The sequence below is a fragment of the Paractinoplanes maris genome, from assembly GCF_023544465.1.
Classification (GTDB): Bacteria; Actinomycetota; Actinomycetes; order Mycobacteriales; family Micromonosporaceae; genus Actinoplanes; species Actinoplanes maris.
Window position 1 is genome coordinate 40,659 of record NZ_JALPVL010000021.1, and the last position, 19,511, is coordinate 60,169.

The 19,511-nt window shown below is 72.6% G+C and carries 17 protein-coding genes; 9 read left to right on the top strand and 8 right to left on the bottom strand.

Annotation, left to right across the window (positions count from 1 at the left end):
* Positions 1-6 precede the first annotated feature (6 nt).
* Positions 7-2,004, top strand: coding sequence for a S9 family peptidase (locus NAG42_RS43215; protein ID WP_250038360.1), 1,998 nt, complete (start codon positions 7-9; stop codon positions 2,002-2,004).
* 85 nt (positions 2,005-2,089) lie between these two features.
* Here NAG42_RS43215 and NAG42_RS43220 read toward each other — a convergent pair whose 3' ends face one another.
* On the bottom strand, positions 2,090-2,542 hold the full coding sequence (locus tag NAG42_RS43220) for a VOC family protein (RefSeq protein ID WP_250038361.1): 453 nt from the start codon (positions 2,540-2,542) through the stop codon (positions 2,090-2,092).
* An 88-nt stretch (positions 2,543-2,630) separates the two neighbouring features.
* Between NAG42_RS43220 and NAG42_RS43225 the strand changes: the two genes are divergently transcribed.
* Positions 2,631-3,605 carry a helix-turn-helix transcriptional regulator gene (locus tag NAG42_RS43225; RefSeq protein ID WP_250038362.1) on the top strand — a complete coding sequence of 325 codons (975 nt, stop codon included), beginning with the start codon at positions 2,631-2,633 and terminating at the stop codon, positions 3,603-3,605.
* 55 nt (positions 3,606-3,660) lie between these two features.
* Here NAG42_RS43225 and NAG42_RS43230 read toward each other — a convergent pair whose 3' ends face one another.
* The gene (locus NAG42_RS43230) at positions 3,661-4,614 is read right to left on the bottom strand and encodes a hypothetical protein (protein WP_250038363.1); all 954 of its coding nucleotides are present in this window, start codon (positions 4,612-4,614) and stop codon (positions 3,661-3,663) included.
* Positions 4,615-4,684: 70 nt separating this feature from the next.
* Here NAG42_RS43230 and NAG42_RS43235 point away from each other — a divergent pair, with 70 nt between their 5' ends.
* Positions 4,685-5,086, top strand: coding sequence for a VOC family protein (locus NAG42_RS43235; protein ID WP_250038364.1), 402 nt, complete (start codon positions 4,685-4,687; stop codon positions 5,084-5,086).
* A 12-nt stretch (positions 5,087-5,098) separates the two neighbouring features.
* On the opposite strand, the gene NAG42_RS43240 is transcribed toward NAG42_RS43235, so the two are convergent.
* Positions 5,099-7,117 (bottom strand): MMPL family transporter, encoded by a 2,019-nt coding sequence (locus tag NAG42_RS43240; protein WP_250038365.1) that lies wholly within the window; start codon positions 7,115-7,117, stop codon positions 5,099-5,101.
* 134 nt (positions 7,118-7,251) lie between these two features.
* Here NAG42_RS43240 and ligD point away from each other — a divergent pair, with 134 nt between their 5' ends.
* The gene (ligD, locus tag NAG42_RS43245) at positions 7,252-8,439 is read left to right on the top strand and encodes a non-homologous end-joining DNA ligase (RefSeq protein WP_250038366.1); all 1,188 of its coding nucleotides are present in this window, start codon (positions 7,252-7,254) and stop codon (positions 8,437-8,439) included.
* 109 nt (positions 8,440-8,548) lie between these two features.
* Here ligD and NAG42_RS43250 read toward each other — a convergent pair whose 3' ends face one another.
* Positions 8,549-9,130, bottom strand: coding sequence for a dihydrofolate reductase family protein (locus NAG42_RS43250; RefSeq protein ID WP_250038367.1), 582 nt, complete (start codon positions 9,128-9,130; stop codon positions 8,549-8,551).
* Between the two features lie 68 nt (positions 9,131-9,198).
* Here NAG42_RS43250 and NAG42_RS43255 point away from each other — a divergent pair, with 68 nt between their 5' ends.
* The 4 genes from NAG42_RS43255 to NAG42_RS43270 are packed head-to-tail and all read left to right on the top strand — an operon-like array spanning position 9,199 to position 11,413.
* On the top strand, positions 9,199-10,128 hold the full coding sequence (locus tag NAG42_RS43255) for an RNA polymerase subunit sigma-70 (RefSeq protein WP_250038368.1): 930 nt from the start codon (positions 9,199-9,201) through the stop codon (positions 10,126-10,128).
* 46 nt (positions 10,129-10,174) lie between these two features.
* Positions 10,175-10,642, top strand: a complete 468-nt coding sequence (locus tag NAG42_RS43260) for an SRPBCC family protein (RefSeq protein WP_284046734.1) — start codon at positions 10,175-10,177, stop codon at positions 10,640-10,642.
* A complete protein-coding gene (locus NAG42_RS43265; RefSeq protein WP_308201259.1) occupies positions 10,639-10,983 on the top strand; it encodes an ArsR/SmtB family transcription factor in 345 nt (114 codons plus the stop codon). Before NAG42_RS43260 ends, NAG42_RS43265 begins: the two co-directional genes overlap by 4 nt.
* Positions 10,976-11,413, top strand: coding sequence for an SRPBCC family protein (locus NAG42_RS43270; RefSeq protein ID WP_250038370.1), 438 nt, complete (start codon positions 10,976-10,978; stop codon positions 11,411-11,413). Before NAG42_RS43265 ends, NAG42_RS43270 begins: the two co-directional genes overlap by 8 nt.
* Positions 11,414-11,468: 55 nt before the next feature.
* On the opposite strand, the gene NAG42_RS43275 is transcribed toward NAG42_RS43270, so the two are convergent.
* On the bottom strand, positions 11,469-13,874 hold the full coding sequence (locus NAG42_RS43275; protein WP_250038371.1) for a tetratricopeptide repeat protein: 2,406 nt from the start codon (positions 13,872-13,874) through the stop codon (positions 11,469-11,471).
* 153 nt (positions 13,875-14,027) lie between these two features.
* On the opposite strand from NAG42_RS43275, the gene NAG42_RS43280 reads away from it, so the two are divergent.
* Positions 14,028-14,378 carry a hypothetical protein gene (locus tag NAG42_RS43280; protein ID WP_250038372.1) on the top strand — a complete coding sequence of 117 codons (351 nt, stop codon included), beginning with the start codon at positions 14,028-14,030 and terminating at the stop codon, positions 14,376-14,378.
* Here the strand turns inward: NAG42_RS43280 and NAG42_RS43285 are convergent, their stop codons facing one another.
* Genes NAG42_RS43285 through NAG42_RS43295 form a run of 3 tightly spaced genes read right to left on the bottom strand, consistent with a single transcriptional unit; the run spans position 14,379 to position 19,487 of the window.
* Positions 14,379-15,473: a protein kinase domain-containing protein gene (locus NAG42_RS43285; protein WP_250038373.1), complete on the bottom strand. Its 1,095-nt coding sequence runs from the start codon at positions 15,471-15,473 to the stop codon at positions 14,379-14,381. It lies immediately after the preceding gene.
* The gene (locus NAG42_RS43290; protein WP_250038374.1) at positions 15,466-18,861 is read right to left on the bottom strand and encodes a serine/threonine-protein kinase; all 3,396 of its coding nucleotides are present in this window, start codon (positions 18,859-18,861) and stop codon (positions 15,466-15,468) included. Before NAG42_RS43290 ends, NAG42_RS43285 begins: the two co-directional genes overlap by 8 nt.
* Before the next feature lie 2 nt (positions 18,862-18,863).
* Complete coding sequence (locus tag NAG42_RS43295) at positions 18,864-19,487, bottom strand: DUF7019 family protein (RefSeq protein ID WP_250038375.1); 624 nt, start codon at positions 19,485-19,487, stop codon at positions 18,864-18,866.
* Between the last annotated feature and the right edge of the window lie 24 nt (positions 19,488-19,511).

The window sequence follows — 19,511 nt, forward strand, 5'->3', positions numbered from 1 at the left end:
GGCCCGATGAGCTCACCCGATCCTTTCACCGACCTTGACGCGTACGTCCGAGTGCCGCGACTGGCGGGGCTGTGGCTCTCGCCGGACGGGCGCCGGATCGTCGTGGGGGTGGGGACGCCCGACCGCAAGAACACCCGTTATCGCACGTCGCTGTGGGAGGTCGACCCGACCGGGGAACGGCCGTCACGGCGCCTCACCCAGAGCGACCAGGGGGAGTCGGCGGCCGGCTTCACGCCCGACGGCGACCTGCTGTTCACCTCGGCCCGGCCGGCACCCGACGGCGGCGACGACGACGACGAGGCGCGGGCCGCGCTGTGGTCGCAGCCCGCCGGCGGCGGCGATGCCCGGGTGGTGGCGGCGCTCCCGGGCGGGATCCACGGCGTGCGGGTCAGCCCGACCGGCACGCTGGTGGCCGGCTCGGCGATGCTGCCGGCGTCGGACGGGACGGAGGCCGAGCAGCAGGCCCGCAAGCAGCGCAAGGAGGCCGGCGTCTCGGCGGTGCTGCACGAGTCGTATCCGGTGCGGTATTGGGATCACGACCTGGGGCCCGAGCGGCCCCGGCTGTTCGCCGGCACGCTGGGCGAGGACGTGCGGCTGCGTGATCTGACCGGCCATGTCGGCCGGGCGGTCGACACCGAGGGGGACTGGGAGCTCACCCCCGACGGGGACAGCGTCGTCGCGACCTGGATGGTGCCCGAGAGCGGCGGGGCGCAGCGGGCGGCGATCGCGGTGATCGACGTGGCGACCGGCGAGCGGCGGATGCTCGCCGACGACAGCGGATACGACTACGGCTCGCCGCGGGTCTCGCCGGATGGCCGTACGGTGGCTCTGGTGGCCCGCCGCTGGTCCACGGCCGACGATCCGGGTGACGTCTGGCTGGCGCTGGTGCCGCTGGGCGGTGGCCCGGTGACGGCGCTGACCGGCGACTGGGACCGGTGGCCGCACAGCCCCCGGTGGACCCCGGACGGGGCGGCGCTGGTCGTGGCGGCCGACGACCTCGGGCGCTCGCCGCTGTGGCGGGTCGACGCCGGCTCCGGTGCGGTCACGCGGCTGACGCTGGATGACGGCGCCTACACCGATCCGCGGGTCTCCCCGGACGGGCGGTGGGTGTATGCGTTGCGCAGTGCCGTCGACGCGCCGCCGAGCCCGGTGCGGGTGTCTTTTGAGGGGGGCGTCCATGAGCTCCGAGGGCCTGTGGACGCGTCACGCGTACCAGGGAAGCTGACCGAAGTGACCGCGCGGGCCGCCGACGGAAGCCCGCTGCGGGCCTGGCTCGCGTTGCCCGCCGACGCGGATGCCGGGCGGCCGGCGCCGTTGGTGCTGTGGATCCACGGTGGACCGCTCGGGTCCTACAACGCGTGGTCGTGGCGGTGGAACCCGTGGCTCGCGGTGGCCCGGGGTTATGCCGTGCTGATGCCCGATCCCGCTCTGTCGACCGGATACGGGCTGGACTTCATCAAGCGCGGCTGGGGAGCGTGGGGCGAGGCGCCCTACACCGATCTGATGGCGATCACCGACGCCGCCGAGCAGCGCCCCGACATCGACGCCAACCGCACCGGCGCGATGGGCGGCTCGTTCGGCGGATACATGGCGAACTGGATCGCCGGGCACACCGACCGGTTCGACGCGATCGTCACGCACGCGTCGCTGTGGGCGCTGGACCAGATGATGACGACGACCGACCTGTCGTTCTACTGGTTGCGCGAGCTGACCCCGGACCGGTTGGAAGCGAACTCGCCGCACCGGTTCGCCGATCAGATCACCACGCCGATGCTGGTCATTCACGGCGACAAGGATTACCGGGTGCCGATCGGCGAGGGCCTGCGCCTGTGGTGGGATCTGCTGTCGCGCTCCGACGCCGGGCACAAGTTCCTCTACTACCCGGACGAGAACCACTGGATCCTCAAGCCGGGCAACGCCAAGGTCTGGAACGAGACGGTGCTCGCGTTCCTCGACCATCACGTACGCGGGGACAAGTGGCACCGGCCCGGCTTGCTGGGCTGAAATGTGAGAACCGGCGGCACCTACTGCAAGTACTCCAGCGCGGACTTCACCTGCTCGTATGTGCCGCCGCCGCGCGGGGTGCCGGTCAGCCGGCGTTGACCTGCAGGATCCAGGTGACGCCGAAGCGGTCGGTGAGCATGCCGAAGCCGGGGGAGAACGGTGACGGGCCGAACTTCTCGACGATCCCGGCGCCGTCGGCGAGCTTGTCCCACAGGAGGCTGACCTCCTCGGCGGTGTCGCCACCGATTGCGACGAAGAACCGCTCGCCGGTCAGCGTCAGGCCGTTCTCGCGCGTGGTGACCGTCGGTGCGGCGGCCGGGGCGGCCTGGCTGGGCACGTCGTAGGCCATGATGCTGAAGCCGTTGTCCGCGGTGACCTGGCCGAAGACGACCTTGTCGGCGTCGGGCAGCTCCTTCGGCATCCCGAAGTCGCCGTACGTGACGACGGTGAGCCGGCCGCCGAACACGGACGAGTAGAACTCCAGCGCTGCCCGGGCGTCGCCGCGGAAGTTCAGGTGGGTGGTGGTGGTGATCGCCATGGTGGCTCCCTCAGTTGGTTGACCTGGGAGCAAGATTCGCAGCAGTAGGTGCCAGGTTGTGGCACCTACTTCGGGCAGACTCGGATTCATGCCGAAGACCTCCGCCCGGCTCCTGGCCCTGCTCTCGCTGCTTCAGGCGCGCCGCGACTGGCCCGGGACGCTGCTGGCCGACCGCCTCGACATCAGCCTGCGAACCGTGCGCCGCGACGTCGACCGGCTCCGCGAGCTCGGCTATCCGATCGCCGCGGTCAAGGGCCCGGACGGCGGCTACCGGCTCAGTGCCGGCACCGAGCTGCCGCCGCTGTTGTTCGACGACGAACAGGCCGTCGCCCTCACCATCGCGTTGCAGGTGGCCGCGAGCACCTCGGGCGACGCCCTGGCCGAGGCGGCCGCCCGGGCCCTGACCACCATCCGGCAGGTGATGCCGTCCCGGCTGCGCAACCGCGTCGAGTCCCTGCGGGTCACCGCCGTCGACCGCCCCGCCACCCGGCCGGCCGCGCCGGTCGACGGCGACGTGCTGCTGGCGCTCAGCAAGGCCGTTCACGCCCACGAGGTGCTGCGCTTCGACTACGGCTCGGCGGGCCCGGACGCGCCGCCCCGCCGGGCCGAGCCGCACCACGTCATCACCTGGGACGGGCGCTGGTACCTCATCGCCTGGGACCTCGACCGCGACGACTGGCGCACCTTCCGCGCCGACCGGATCACCGTACGGACGCCCCACGGCCCCCGATTCACCCCGCGCGAGCTGCCCGGGGGCGACGTGGCGACGTACGTGATCGGTACGTTCCGCGGCTCCGGCGACGCCTCGGGGAACTGGCCGTGCCGGGGCACGGTGATCCTCGACCGGCCCGCGGCCACCGTGGCCCTCTACACCCGCGACGGCATCGTCGAAGAAGCCGGCCGCGACCGCTGCCGGCTCACCCTCGGATCGTGGTCGTGGCCCGGACTGGCGGCCGCCTTCGCCCGATTCGACGCCGACATCGAGGTCGTCGGCCCGGCCGAGCTGACCGAAGCCTTCGCCCACCTCGCCGACCGGTGCACCCGGGCCGCGACCGGCCGCTGAACCCGAGCCGCGACCGGTCGCTGAGCCCGGGCCGCGACCGGCCGCTGAGACGGGGTCAGGCGCCCACGGTCAGGCCGGGCAGACCCTTTCCGCCGAAGTACGGCTGGTTGCTCAGGTCGAGCTTCTGGGCGCCCTCCGGGGCGGCGATGGGAGCGCCGCCGGTCACCTCGAGACGGGCGGCGACCCGGCCGGTGGCACCGTCGACGAACTGCAGGACGTTGATCTCGGCGGCGGTCAGCTTGCCGCCGTCGATCCACAGATCGAGCACGATCGGCTTGTCCGCCGGCCGCTCGGCCGGAAACTTGCCGGCCAGCTCCGGGCTGACCGCCGTGGCGAAACGCTTGGCCTCGGCGTACGCCTTGGCGGTGCTCGACGTGACGATCAGGTGCTGGTCGTCGGCGCTGTCGCGGACGACGTCGGCCCCCTCGAGCAGGTTGGTGGCGCTGGTCGTCAGCTCCTGGGCCGCCTTCTGCTGCTCGGCGTCGGGCGTCGCGCCGGCCCGCGCGGTCAGCTCCTTGGTGTCGAGCGACACCCACTGGCCGGCGATCAGCGCGTCGAACTCCGAGGCGCCGCCGCTGAGCTTCCTGATGTCGGCCGGCGTGGCGCCGAACTTCGCGGCGAGCTCCTTGACCGGCGCCTTCACATAGAGCAGGCCACCGACGAACCGGATCTCGGTGCCGGTCACGCCGTCGACGGTCGCGGCCAGGCTCGACGCGTCGTCCGCCTCGCCCGCGCCGCCCTTGTCGTACGACATGGTCAGCGAGGAGTTGAACACCTGAGCCACGGTGGCGGCGTCGGCGTCCTGGCCGGCCGCGGCGACCAGGTCGTCCGGATTGCCGGTGAGCTTGAGGACAAAACCGGCCTGCTGGGCGTCGGCGAGCTGCTGGGCGGCATCGCGCAGCTCGAGCTTGGGCTCCAGGGCCTGGATCTGCTGGGCGGCACAGCCACCGAGCACAGTGAGGGTGGTGACACCGGCAAGGACGCCGGCCAGATGACGCTGAGCGCGCATGAATCCCCGTTTCGTGTTAAGACCAGCTCAGCGTAGGACCACCGATCAACACGTTTTCGAGGTGAGCTCCGTGCCCGTGGGCAGACTGCACCACCTGATCCTGGACAGTCCCGACCCGATCGTCTGCGCGCGGTTCTGGAGCGCGGTGCTCGGCCGGCCGATCACTTACCAGGACGACGACTTCGTGGTGGTGGCCGACAACGACACCACTTCCGGGCTGGCCTTCCAGCGGGCCACGGAGTTCCGGCGGCCGACCTGGCCCGATCCGGCCGTCCCGCAGCAGATGCACCTCGATGTGATGGTCGACGACCTGGCGGTCGCGGCCGAGGCCGTACGGGGGCTCGGAGCGAAGCCGCTGGCCGGTGACCACGTCTTCGCCGACCCGGCCGGCCACCCGTTCTGCCTGATCCCGCGACCCGGCTGGGCCGCGCCGGTGAACGCCGGACCCGCGGCCCCGCCCGCGAACGCGTGACTCGCAGCCGGATCACCGGGATCGGCGCGGGGACCACCAGTTGGCGTCGCCGAGGGCGGCGACCAGCGCCGGCGCCAGCACGCCGCGCACGATGGTGGCGTCGATGACGATGCCCAGGGCGAGCGCGGTGGCCAGGATCTTCACCTCGGTCGTCGGCACCTGGGCCAGGGAGATGAAGGCCAGGAACAGGATCAGCGCGGCCGAGGTGACCAGCCGGCCGGTGCGGGCGACACCGGCGACGGTCGCCTCGTCGGTGCTGTGGCCGTTCTCGTGCTCCTCGCGGATGCGGGAGAGCAGGAAGACCTCGTAGTCCATGGACAGGCCGAACAGGAAGGCGAACACCGCGATCGGCACCCAGGTCGTGATCGCACCGGACGCCTGCTGGCCGAACAACAACTCGGTGCCGTGCCCGTCCTGCCAGATCCACACCGTGATGCCGTAGGCCGCCCCCAGCGAGAGGACGTTGAGCACCAGCGCCTTGACCGGCAGCACGATCGAGCGCAGCGCCCGGACCAGGAGCAGGACCGTCACCACGACGATGAGCCCGATGACCCACCAGGCGTTGCCATAGACGGCGGCGATGAAATCGGCGTCACCGGCCGGCACGCCACCGACCCGGGCCCCGGTGGCCTCGGCGGCCGTGCGGATGGCGGCCGCGGTCTCGGTTCCGGGGCCGGTCGAGGTGTCCTCGGTCGTCCACGCGCGGACCAGCGACTCACCGCCGGCGCTGTCCGGCCAGATGATCGCCGCGGCCACTCCGGGCAGGCCGGCCACCGCCGCCCGCGCCCGCACGGGGTCGGCGGTCAGGATCTCCACCGGCGTGGACAGTCCGGCGCCGATACCCGAGTCGTCCACCCGGGTGATCGCCGCGCCGGCGCTGCCGCCGGTGGACGCGAGGGAGGCGTTCGTCGGCTGCCCCAGCCGGATCGTCAGCACCGGAGCGGCCAGCGCCAGCAGCACCACGGTGGCCGCGATGGCCGACCACCAGCGGTGCCGCACGACCGCTGTGCCGACCCGCCGCCACAGCCTGCTCTCCGGATCGGTGGTGCGCCGGTGCGGCCAGTCCAGTCGCCGCCCCACCGTCAGCAGCAGCGCGGGCAGCAGGGTGAGCGCGGCGAGCACACTGATAACCGGGATGAGCAGCCCGGTGAAGCCGACACTGCGCAGGAACGGGACCGGCAGGGCGATCAGTGCGGCCAGGCTGACCGCGACGGTGACCCCGGAGAAGAACACCGAGCGGCCCGCCGTGGCCATCGACCGCTGCACGGCTTCGGCCGGGTCCGCGCCGTGGCCGAGCTCCTCACGCCACCGGGTGACGATCAGCAGGGCGTAGTCGATCGCCACGCCGAGTCCGATCAACGCCAGCAGGAACTGGACGATGAACGAGATGTCGGTGAGCCCGGTCAGGCCCCAGACGATCAGGAAGGTGGTGAGGATCGACGCGGCGGCGATGAGCAACGGCATCAACGCCAGCGCCGAGCCGAACACCACCAGCAGCACGATCAGCGCACCGGCGCCGCCGAAGATGGTCTCGGCCAGCACGTCGGCGCCCTGATCGCCACCGGCGTCGGCCGCCAGCGCGTCCTTGCCGGTGACCACCACCTGCTCGGCCGCGGCCAGTTGGCCCAGCACGGGAAGGGCCTCGGCGTACGGGTCCGGGCCGGGCACGATCCGCGGGTAGACCATCACCACCGCGGTCCGCCCGTCGGCCGACTGCAGCGCCTTCTCGTCGGCGTACGACAGAACGCCCGCGCCCGGCAGCGCCCGCTCGACCGACGCGACCAGCCGGCCCGCCCGCTCGGGGGACGGCTGCTGGTCGACCAGCAGGATCGGCGCCGCGTGCCCACCCGAGCCGAATCGCTCCCGGATGACTTCGTTGGTCTCGAAGCCCGGCTGACCCGGTAGCGAGAAGTCGTAAGTCAGCGCGGCGGTAGCCTTCGGTGCCGCGAAGCCGCCCGCGACGGCGAGCGCCAGCCACGCGAGCAGGATCCACCGGCGATGTCGCACCACGAACCGGGAAAGGGAGCGCATCGGGTCAAGCTATCTGCCCGGACCCGTCCCCGAGTGCTCGCTGGGTTGGCCCGTCCCGCCTGAGCTGGGAAAACTACACCGATGTAGTTAGGTGATCTTTCCGCGTACCGGTTGCCGCCCCGGCTTTTATGCGGATGACTGGAGTGGTGACAAGCCCGATGCTCGCGGCCGCCGGCGCTCTGCCGGCCGGTCCGGGGTGGGCGTTCGAGTTCAAGTACGACGGGGTCCGGGCGATCGCCGAGGTGCGCGACGGCCGGGTCGAGGCGTTCTCGCGCAACCTCAACGACATCACCGGCAGCTATCCTGAGCTGGGCGAGCTGGCCGGGCTGCTGGCCGGCCGCAGCGCGGTGCTCGACGGCGAGGTGGTCGCCCTGGAGACCGACCGGCCGTCGTTCGCGCGCCTGCAGCAGCGCATGCACGTCGCCCTGCCCAGTCCGGCGCTGGTCGCCGCCGTACCAGTGCTCTACTACGTCTTCGACCTTCTCGAGCTCGACGGCGAGGATCTCACTTCTTCCCCGTACGCCACCAGGCGCGACATCTTGTCGGGGCTCGACCTGGCCAGTGAGCATGTGCGGGTGCCGATCCGCTTCCTCGACGTCGACGGCCGCACCGTCCTGCAGGCGGCCGAGCTGGCCGGGATGGAAGGCGTCGTCGCCAAGCGCCTCGCGTCGCCGTACCGCCCCGGCAAACGCTCGGCCGACTGGACCAAGGTCCCGCTCATCAAGACCCAGGAAGTGCTGGTCATCGGCTGGAAGGCGGGCGCCGGCCGCCGCGCCGGCACGATCGGCTCGCTGCTGCTGGCCGTCCACGACGACCAGGACCGGCTGGTGTTCGCCGGCCACGTCGGCACGGGTTTCAGCGACGCCGCCCTGACCCATCTGCAGGGCGAGCTGGCGCCGCTGGCCCGCGCGACGCCACCGGTCGGCGACGTGCCCCGCGAACACGCCCGCCACGCCCACTGGGTCGAGCCGTGCCTGATCGGCGAGGTCGCCTTCCGCAACTGGACGCCGGACGGCCGCCTGCGTCACCCGTCCTGGCGCGGCCTGCGCACCGACCGCGCCCCGTCCTCGATCCGGCGCGCCCCCGAACCCATCCCACCCCCTTCCCAGGGCACCGTGATCGGCGCCATGCAGACCCCCGACGGCCGCTGGCGGGTGGAAGCCGTCCGCCGGGGCCGCCAGGACTTCTACCGCCTCATCCACGGCGACAACGTCATCGACGGCCTGGTCATCGCCACCGTCCAGCGCCTGCTGGAGGAGGCCGGCGTCCACCTGGGCGACCTGGTCGACGCCCGCCAGGCCGAAACCTCCGGCGCCGCCTGAGCGCATTACCCTCGACGGCGACGGCGTCCCTACCTGCGCGACGCCGTCATCGACAGCGGTCAGCTCGCGCAGGCCGCCCCCGCTCTGGCCCAGGCTCTGGGCATCGTGGTCAGAGACCGCTGACCGCCGGTTGCCGCTCGCGGCGCAGCACGCTGAACGCGGTCGGCTCGGCCGGTCGGGCCGTGGTGAACCGGAACCCGCCGGGCAGCTCGGTGGTGAACAACCGGTCGCCCTCGCCCACGACCGCCGGGAAGGTGACCAGGCGGTATTCGTCGACCAGGTCGGCCGCCGCGAGGGTGCGGACCACGCTCAGGCTGCCGATCACCACGATGTCGCGGCGGGTGCGCTCGTCGGCCACCCACGCCGCGAGGTCGCCCACGACGGGGGCTGAGCCGGCCCAGGCGCTCGCGTCCAAACCCGTACGGGTGGCCACGCGCTTGGGAACGGCGTTCATCACTTTCGCGAAGTCGCCGTCGCGGTTCGGCCAGAGCCGTGCGAAGTGCTCCCAGGTGCGCCGGCCGTAGAGCTGGACGCCCTGCTCCATCCGCGCACCGAGGTGGAACTTGTCGCCGTCGACCGGCCCGGCCCCGTACCGGAAGGCCCAGCCGCCGTGGCCGGTGCCCCAGCGTCCGTCCGGGTCGGAGACCACGCCGTCGAGGGTGGTGAACTGCGTGACGATTACCTCGCCCATGCCGAAGTCCTCTCCTGTTGTGTCCTGTCACCTGTCACTTACCGGGGCGGAAGAGCAAACTCATCGGCGTGACGACTGTGGACCGGCTGGAGGACTACCGCGGCGAGCTGCTGGCGCACTGTTACCGCCTGCTCGGCTCGTTCCAGGAGGCCGAGGATCTGGTGCAGGAGACGTTGTTGCGGGCGTGGCGCTCGGCCGACCGGTACGACCCGCAACGGGCGTCACTGCGGACCTGGCTGCACCGGATCGCCACGAACGCGTGCCTGACCGCGCTCGAGGGCCGCGCGCGGCGACCGTTGCCGAGCGGGCTGGGCGCGGCCGGCGACGACCCCCAGGCGCCGCTGACCCCCAGCCTCGACGTGCCGTGGTTGCAGCCGTTCCCGGACGCGCGGCTGGGTGATCCGGCCGACGTGGCGCAGCAGCGGGCCGGGCTGCGACTGGCGCTGGTCGCGGCTCTGCAGTTGCTGCCCGCGCGGCAGCGGGCGGCCCTGGTGCTGCGCGAGGTGCTGCAGCTGCCCGCGGCCGAGGTGGCGGACGTGCTCGACAGCACGGTGGCGTCGGTGAACAGCAGCCTGCAACGGGCGCGGGCCACGTTGCGGTCGGCCGGCCCGGCGATCGAGACGCTGCGCGAGCCGGCCGACCCGGACGAGCGGGTGGTCGTCGAGCGCTACCTCACGGCGTTCGAGGCGGCCGATGTGCCCGGCCTGACCCGGCTGCTGGCCGACGACGTGGCGCTGGAGATGCCGCCGGTCAACCTGTGGCTGCTCGGCCGGGCGCACTACGGGCAGTTCCTGGAGCGGGTGTACGCGATGCGCGGCCCGGGCTGGCGCATGGTGCCCGTCGAGGCCAACGGCAGCCCGGCGCTGGCCGCCTACACCCCGGACGCGCGGGCCCATTCGATCCAGCTGTTCACCGTGTCCGGCGGCCTGATCAGCAGGAGCGTGACCTTCGTCGACCCGGCCCTGTTCCGCCTCTTCGGGCTGCCCCCGGAGCTCTGACTCACGCAACCAGTGGTTGCGCTTGGTGGGGGATGCGGCTAGCGTCATGTGCAACCAAAGGTTGCAGGAGGCGAACGTGGCGATCCAGTCCATCGAGCGGGAGCTCTACATCGAGGCCTCACCCGACGTGGTGTTCGAAGTAGTCAGCGATCCCGAGCACGTCCGGCACTGGTGGCCCGACGAAGCCCGTTACAAAGTGATTCCCGGGACCCCGGGCGAGATCGTCTTCGGCGATCCCGAGGCGGGCGGCAAGGTGGTGGCGCTGACCGTCGTCGAGGCCCGCCCGCCGGAGTCGTTCTCGTTCCGCTGGACGCAGCCCGGCGGTGAGCCGGCCACGCCGGGCAACTCGTTGCTGGTCACCTTCGACCTGGTCCCGTCGGGGGAGGGGACCCTGCTCAAGTTCTCCGAGACCGGCTTCCGCGAGGAGGAGGTACGTGCCGACCACGTGAACGGCTGGGACTACTTCCTGCCCCGCCTGGCGCCGTACATCGCCACCGTCGGGGTGCGCCCGTGACAACCGCGGTCGACGACGACCTGTGGTCGGCGATCGGCGACCCGACCCGCCGCCGCATGCTCGACCTGCTGCTGACCGAGGGCGCCGGCACCGCGACCACGCTGAGCCGGCAGCTGCCGGTCACCCGGCAGGCCGTGGCCAAACATCTCGGCGTCCTGGACCGGGCCGGGCTGGTGCGCGCCACCCCGGCCGGCCGCGAGAAGCGCTACCAGGTCGACGACGCCGAGCTCGAACGCGCGGCGGCTCAACTGGCGGCGGTCGGCGCCGAGTGGGACGCCCGCCTCAACCGCATCAAGCGGATCGCCGAGGCGATCCAGACCAAGAGGAGCGACAATGGCTGACATTCTGCATCGGATCGGCGTCCAGGACGCGAGCCCCCAGCAGGTCTACGAGGCCCTGACCACCGTCGACGGCCTGGCCGCCTGGTGGACGGCCGACACCACGGAATCCGATGGCCTGCTGCGGTTCCGGTTCCCGCCGGTCGGCGGCTTCGACATGGAGGTCCTCGAGACCCGCCCGGCCGAGTCCGTTCGCTGGCGTGTGGTCGACGGCCCCGAGGAGTGGATCGGCACCACGATCGACTTCAAGCTGCGCCACGACGGCGACTACACCATCGTGCTGTTCGAACATCAGGGCTGGAAGGAGCCGGTCGAGTTCATGAACCACTGCAGCACCAAATGGGCCTCCTACCTGCTGAGCCTCAAGTCGCTGGTGGAAACCGGCCGCGGCGCCCCCGCCCCGGACGACGTACAGATCAGCGACTGGCACTGACCGGCTCACTCGACCGGCCGTGCCGCCGGCAGCAAGAACACGGCCGGTCACGTCATCATCGGTCACCGGTGAGCGCGGAGAGGTGAGCGCGGATCTGGTACGCCTCGGGACGGCCGAGTCCGGTGTAGATGGCCAGGGCCTGGCGGTGGTGCTCGCGGGCGAGCACCGGGTCACCAAGTGCGCGGTGGGCGTGACCGATACCGGTCAGGGCGCGAGCCTGCTGCGGGCGGTCACCGGTGCCGGCGGCGATCGCCCGTGCCGCGGCGTGGTGGCCGAGGGCCTCGGCGGGGCGGCCGAATCTCCGGGCCGTCTCGCCGAGGCTGTTGAGTACCCGGGCCTCGCCGATCCGGTCGCCGGTCTCCCGGCAGACGGCCAGGGCCTGCTCCTGATGCCCGGTGGCCCGCCGGTCGTGGCCGAGGCGGGTGTGCAGGAGCCCGAGTCCTTCCAGCGTCCACGTCTCGCCGGCCGGATCACCGGTCTGCCGGAACAGGGTCAGCGCCCGCCGGAGGTGCCCGGCGGCGGACCCGGTCCGGCCCAGCTCCAGGTGGACCAGGCCCAGACCTTCCCGGGCGTAGGCTTCGCCGAGCCGGTCGTCCATCTGCTGGAACAGGATCAGAGCCTGCGCGCTGCGGCCGTCCGGGTCGCCGGGCACGTCCGGTGCGCGGCGTTGCCCGGTCGGGCTGCCCGCGCTCCGGAACAGGTCCGCGGCCCGCTGCAGGGCTGCGGCGGCCCGCCCGTGGTCGCCGAGCCGCCCGTACGTGAAGCCGATGTCGAGCAGGGCGGTGGCCTGCCCGGTCACGTCGCCCAGCCGGACGGCCGCGTGGAAACCCTGATCGTGCAGCGTCAGGGCGTCGGCGTTGTGGCTGCCGGTGGCCAGATGGCGTTGCAGCAGACGCGACAACAGGACGGTGTGGGCCGGCCAGCCGTGCGTGGCGGTGTGCACGGCGACCGCGATCAACGGTGAGCGTTCGGTGTCCAGCCATCGGCGAGCCCGGCCTCCGGTGGTGAGGTCGGGGACCGGGGTGCCGGCCGGCCGGATCCGGGGCCGGACCGTCGCTTCGGCGGGATACAGGACGTTCATCGCGGCGGCCGACGCAGCGAGATACAGGTCGAACAACCGGGTCAGCGCTTCGTGTCGCTCGCGCGGGGGCTCCTCGTCGGCGGCCCGGACCGTGGCGTAGGCGCGGACGAGGTCGTGGAAGGTGTACCGGCCGGGGCCGGCATCCTGGAGCAGGTGATCGTCGCGCAACTGCCGCAGGCGGGACCGGGCGGTGTCCACGCCGGTGCCGGTGAGGGCCGCGGCGGCGTAGGCGTCGAAGTCCCGGCCGGGGTGCAGAGCGAGCAGGCGCAGCAGTCTCTGCCGGCCGGCGGGCAGATGCCGGTAGGACTGGGTGAGGGCGAGGTCGATGCCGGTATCCAGGCGCCGGTCGTGGTGGCGTTCGTCGAGCCGGTCGGCGTGCTCGGCCAGAGTCCAGCCCGGGGTGCCGCGGATGTGGCGGGTGATCAGGCCCAGAGCCAGCGGCAGATAGCCGCAACGGCGGGCGATGCGGGCCGCGGCCTGCGCGTCGCGAGCAGCCGGCGACCCGGGAAGGGCACGATCCAGGAAGGCCAGGGCCTCGCCGGGGGTGAAGGCGTCGACGGCCAGGTGGACCGCGGGATGCAGGCCGGTCAGGCGGCGCCGGCTGGTGACCAGAGTGACGCAGCCCTCGGTGGCCGGCAGCAGCGGGCGGACCTGCTCGGTGGTGGCGGCGTTGTCCAGCACGACCAGGGCGCGGGTGCCGGTGAGACGGTCGCGGAAGGTGGCGGCCCGCCCGGCGAGATCGTGCGGGATCTGCTGGCCGGGCAGGCCCAGCAGGCGCAGGAAGCCGTCCAGGATCGCGGCCGGATCGGCCGGCGGCTGCGACGGGTCGGGATCGAACCCGCGCAGGTTGACGAACAGCACCCGCTCGAACGGTTGCTCCCGGTGCAGCAGATGACCGAAGTGAACGGCCAGCTCGGTCTTGCCGACCCCGGCCATGCCGGCGATCGAGGAGATCACCACGGGCGGTCCGTCCCGGGCCGCGCTCAGAAGCCGGTCGAGCTCCCCGGTGCGGCCGGTGAACCCGGCCAGATCCGCGGGCAGACGATCCTGGACCCGGACCTGGGACGCCGCCTCGAGCTCGCCGCCGATCACGCGTAGCGCCTGCCGCCACTGCGTCACGTACCCGGTGTCCGGGTGCAGCACGCCGACCACGGCGAGCACCAGATCGGTGTCCAGCCGGCGCCGCGCGGGCTGGAAGCAGTAGGCCACGGTGGACCGGCGCGCCAGCTCGCTCGCCGGCCGGCCGGTCGCGACCCACCCCGCGTTGATCCGGTCCTTGATCACGTCGTAGGACGGGTTGCCGGCCCAGACCTTGAGCAGGCGCAGCCGATCGACGAGCTCGGGGAGACTCCTCGCCGAGGCCGGATCGGGCGGTGACATCGCTGACCCCCATGCGTCAAGGTCGATGCTCGAAGGCTAGTGACCGAATCGGTCAGCCGGGTAGTGCGCGGGCCTGCGGCGGGCGGCGGGCATGCGATACCGTCTCGGGACTCACCGCCTCCAGCGTGGTGCGCAAGTCAAGCGAGGGAATTTGTGGGACTGCTCTTTCACCTGATCGCTCTGCCCTTCCGGCGCCCGCTCGTGGGGATCCTCATCGGGCTGGCCATCCTCGGTGGTGTCTTCGCCTACGACTGGGACAGCGCACCGACGTGCGGCGGCTCCACGATGGAGCAGGGTGACGTCTGCCGCAAGGTCACCGACACGACCGGTTCCTCCGACCGGACGTTCGACGAGACCAAGGACAACCAGCGGTCCGCGCCCTACATCTGGGGCTCCCTGGGTGGCGCCCTGGTGCTCATCGGCGCGGTGAGCTGGCCGATCCGCCGCCGTCGTCGGGCCGCCCAGGCCGACGCAGCCGCGGCGACGGTCACGACCACAGCCTGATCAGAAGGGGGCCAGAGCGTCGTCGAGGTCGGCAGCCGAGGCGGCGCTCTCGTTCAGCAGGTCGTCGATGACCGACGCCAGCGGCGCCGGTAGTGACGGCAGCCGCCGGCCGATCGGGATGGGCGGCTCGCGCAGGACGACGGCGACCGGGTCGGCGCCCGGGCGGAAGTCGCGCGGCGGGAAGCCGGTGAGCATCCAGTACAGGCAGGCGGTCAGGGCCCACACGTCCACGTCGGGCCGGGCGTACTTGTAGTCGATCAGCTGCCGGCGGGGCATGAAGGCGACGCTGCCGGCGATCGCCCCGGTCGGCGTACGGCCGCTCAGCCCGGCCTGGTCGAAGGCCTTGGCCAGGCCGAAGTCGGCCACCTTGAGCCGGCCGTCGGCCGTGAGCAACAGGTTCTGCGGTTTGATGTCGCGGTGCACCAGCCCGCGCCCGGTGGCGGTGGTGCCGTCGGCGTGCACGACCGGGATCTCGGCGCTGTGCGCGTACCGCAACGCGGCCGCCGCCTGACGGGTGAGGGCCACGGCCTGCTCGACAGCGAACGGCCCGTGGCCGGCGATGCTGCCGCCGGGGCAGTATTCGGCCACGAAGCCCAGCGGCTCGGCCAGGCTGCGGTGGAAGCGCACGATGTGGGGATGGCGCAGCGCCGCGGTGCAGTCGAGCTCGCGGCGGAACACCTCACTCGCCCCCGGAACGGCCAGGGTCTTCACCGCGACCAGCCGGCCGTCGGGCTCGCGGGCCAGGTGCACCACGCCCTGCGCGCCGCTGCCCAGCTCACTCAGCACGGTCAGGCCGTTGTGCGTGACCGGGCGGATCACCACGCGCACGACCGCGTCGCCCAGCCACAGCTCATCGCCGTCGCCCAGCTCGCGCTCGCCGTCGATCAGGACCCCGTTGACGTACGTCCCGTTGTGGCTCCCGAGGTCGCGGACCACCACGCGCGGCGGCCGGATCAGCACCCGGCAGTGGCGGCGCGACACCCGGCGGTCGTCGCCGACCCGTACGTCGCACCCAGGATCACGACCGAGCAGCACCTCCGCGTCACCGGTGAAGGCGTGCTCCACCCCGCCGGCCACGAGCACGAGATCAGCCAACGTCGGCTTCCCAGGCCAGCTCCCAGGCCCGCAGGCCGCCACCGATGTCCACAGTGACCATCATGGTGCCGTCGTCGTTGACCTGCACCGCGTGCAGGCCCGTCCGGTGCCCCTCCAGCGTCCGCAGGCAGCGCCCGGTGGCCAGGTCCCAGATCCCGACGGTGTCGGTCGCCCCGGCCACCACGGCGAACGTCGCGTCGGGGCCGAGCGCGAAGACGTCCGGGTCCTCCGGCAGGGCCAGCTCGTGCCGGACCTTGCCCGTGCCGGTCTCCCACACGATCAGCTTGGAGGTGTCGGGCGTGGCCGCCAGCTGCCGGTCGAGGCTGAACGCCACGTCGGTGTGGCCGGTCATGGACGGCCGATGGCTGCGGAACCGGTAGCGCTTCTTGCCGCGGGCCGCGTCGAGCCCGGTCAGCTCCATGTGCTCGGAGAGCAGCACGATCCGGTTGTCCGGTGTGAAAGAGAGCCGGGCGTCCTGCCACAGCGGCACCCGCGCCTTCCAGTCCGGCTTGCGGGTGTTCGGCCGCCACATCCGGACGTCGCCCTGCTTGTCCAGGCTCACCTGGCGCACCGCGTCGGGGCTGAGCGCCACGGCCGCGATCGGGTTGTCGCCGGCCCGGATCGAGAACAGCTTCACCCCGGTGGCCAGCCCGCGCAGCCGCATCACCCCGGACTCCTCGCCGTAGAGGATCCGTTCGCCGGACTGATCCAGGTCGAACGCGGTGATCGGACCGCCCTCGCCCTCGATGATCTCGGTGCGGCCGTCGCGGATGTCGAGCAGCTGCAGGATGCCACCCCAGGTGAGCAGCACGAGCAGGTTTCCGCCCAGGGCCCACCGGATCTCCCGGGCCTTGCCCGGGCCGTGCTGGAAGGTGCCCGCCAGCCGGGCGACGGGGAAGTCCCACAGGTCCACGTGACCGGTCCATCGCCCGGTGGCCAGGGCCAGCCCGTCGCGGCGCAACGCGATGGCCGGCGGCTGGGTGAACAGCCGCTGCCCGTCCAGGTGATAGAGCTCCCAGGCGGCGATCAGGCCGGCCCGGCGGCCGTGCGGGAGCAGCGAGCGCCAAGCGGTCAGCAGCACGGGGTTCCGGTTGTGGCCGGGCACGTCACCGGCGGTCCGCAGCATCGCGGCGGCCTCGGCGAACCGCTCGCCGTCGAACAGGGCGCGGGCCCGCGCGAGCAGGTCGTCGAACGAGTCCTGGGCCCGGTGCAGCTCCGGGACCGGGCGCGGGCGCGCGTAACACCAGGGCGCCTCGTAGCCGGAGCCCGGCATCGGCCGGAGCGCGAGCTGATAGGTGCCGCCGAGCGCCACCGCGCGGCCGTCGGGGCTGATCGCGCCGGCCTCCACCCCGAAGATCAGCTCCGGCAGGTCGTCGTCGAGGGTGCGCAGGATGCGCCCGTCGCGCGGGTCGATGATCTGGGCCGACAGCGAGGGCCCGGCGGCCAGCAGGCCGGCGGCGTCCGGGGACAGGGCCAGGACGATCTCGTACCGCAGCCGGTGGGTCGCCTCGCTCACCACGGTGTCGCGGCGGGCGTCCCACAGCACGAGTGGCCCGTCCTGCCAGGCGGCCACCGCATACCGGGCGTCCGGCGTCACCACGACCTTGTCACCCCGGAAATGGATCCACGGGGCGCCGGAGGCCAGGGTGCCCCGCCGCGGCCCGGTCCAGACGGCGGAACACGTGCCGGTGGTGACCGCCCAGTGCCGGACCGTGCCGTCACCCTCCTCCCGGGTGATGTTGCCGCCGAAGGACGCGGACAGCACCCGGGCGCCGGTCCGGCTCAGGGCCAGCGAGGTGACCCGGCCGGTGTGGCCGGTCAGGACGACCGGGTCGCGGGTCGTATCGGTCTCCCAGACCTGGATCAGGCCGTCGCGGTGCCCGGCCGCGACGTACCGGCCGTCGCCGCTGACCGCCACGGCCGTCGCGGCGAGGGCGTTGCGCTTCCAGCCGCGCGGCACACCGCCGGCCATGTCCCACACCGTGATGGAGCCGTCCTCGCGCAGGACAGCGCTGAGCCGGCCGGTCCCGTCCACCGCGATGGCGGTGACCTCGGCTCCCTCGGCCAGGACCCGCGGCTGGCCGCCGCCGGCCGGCGTCCAGTGATGCAACCCGCCGCCGCGAGTGCCGAACAGCACGTGCTCGCCGTCCGGCCCCATGGCCACCGCGCAGACTTGGCGGGTGAGCGTCTCGGCGCTGATCCCGGGGGAGCGGCTCGCCCGTTCCCGCAAGGCGGCCACCGCCTCGGCCGAGGCCGGATCGGCGGCGGCGGCCTCGCGCAGCAACTCGCCGGCCCGCTCGTCCTCGTGCCGCTCGAGCTCGACGCTGCCCAGCAGCAGGGCTCCGCGGCCGGGCTCGGGGTCACCGCCGGCCGCCCGGGCCGCCTCGAGCGCCGAGACGACCTGCTCGCCGGTGATCTTGCCGCTGCGCCAGCGGTGCAGCCCGAAGTTGTAGACCGAGGGCAGGTGGTGGGGGTCGGCCGAAACCGCGTTCCGCCACAGGTTCTCGGCGTCCTCGACGCGGCCCAGGTCGAGCAGGGACAGGGCCTGGTTGGACAGGCCGTCCGAGCGCAGCAGCGCCGGGCGGGGGACCGGCCGCGGATACGGCTCGCCGGTCAGCTCGGCGTACAGCGTGGACAGCCGGGTCACCAGGTCGCCGAAGCCGTCGGGGCGCTCGGCGAAGCAGTCGGCGAGCAGGTCGGCCACCGCGGGTGGCAGGTCCGGGCGTACGGTCTCCAGAGCCTCCGCCGCGGCCTGACCGAACCGGGTGATCCGCCGCCCGGCGAACATCTCGGCCACGGTGATCGCCCACGACCACACGTCGGTGGCGGTGGTCAGCCGCACGCCGCGGTCCCCGGCCGCCGCGGCCGCCTGCTCGGGCGACCAGTAGGCTGGGGTGCCCCCGCCGAAGGTGCCCTCGTGTGCGGCGACGGCCAGCCCGAAATCGGTGACCTTGGCCGTGCCGTCGGGCTCGAGCATCACGTTGGCCGGCTTCATGTCCTGGTGCACGAGGCCGCTGTCGTGCGCGTGCGCGATGCCCCAGGCGGTCTGGACGGCGATGTCGAGCTTCCCGGCCGCGTCGAGGCGCTTGTCGCGGATCGCCTCGGCCAGGCTGCCGCCGTCGACCCACTCGGCGAAGACCCGCGGGATGCCGTCGATCGTGCGGACGTAGACACAGTTGACCGTGTGCGGGTGCAGGCCGAGCCCGATCCACGTGCCGGCCTCGGCCTCGAACAGCGCGAACGAGGCGGACCCGCGCGGCGTCTTCACCGCCAGGTCGACCTCCCAGCCGAGGTGGCGGACCCGGTGCACGACGCCCATCCCGCCGGCCTGCGAGTCACCGAGAACCTCGTACTGCCCGAGAACGATCTCGCCGGTCGCCCACGGCATGCTCAGTCGCCCAGCGCCACGAAGATCGGGGTGCCGACCAGCACGTGCATGCCCTCGTGGGCATCGAGTTCCGGATAAGGGCTCGGGCCGTACGCGAGTCGCTTGGCCACGAACTCGAGGCTCTGCTCGGTGCCGCGCAGCTGCCGCTGAGCCAGATGGGCGGCCGCCAGGGCTTGCGGCTGCCCGGTCTCCCCATCGGCTGCCAGCACGCCGCGCAGCCCCTCGACGATGCCGGGCAGCGACGACGGCGCGAACGGGTCGGCCGGCGGCTTCTCGCCCTGCAGGTGCCCGGCGGCGCCGCCGAGCCCGACGACCGTACGCTCGGTCGCGCCGCCGAAATAGACCAGCGACGACATGACCGGGCCCCAGCGCATCAGCATCCGGCCGCGGAAATACTGCCCCGGCTCGTCGACCGTGCCCACATCGGCGAAGTCGTCGAGATAGCGCACGACCCTCTCCAGGCGCGACACCCGGTTGGAGGTCACGCCCACCTTGCGTTTAGCGCTGGCCAGCTTGAGGTCGAAACCGACCTCGGACTCGCTGGCGCGGCCGAAACCGGGATCGATCTGCGGCAGCATCATCTCGACTTTGGAATCACTGATGTAGATGTAATAGCGCAGCGACACAGCGCCACTGTACTGACACCGAGC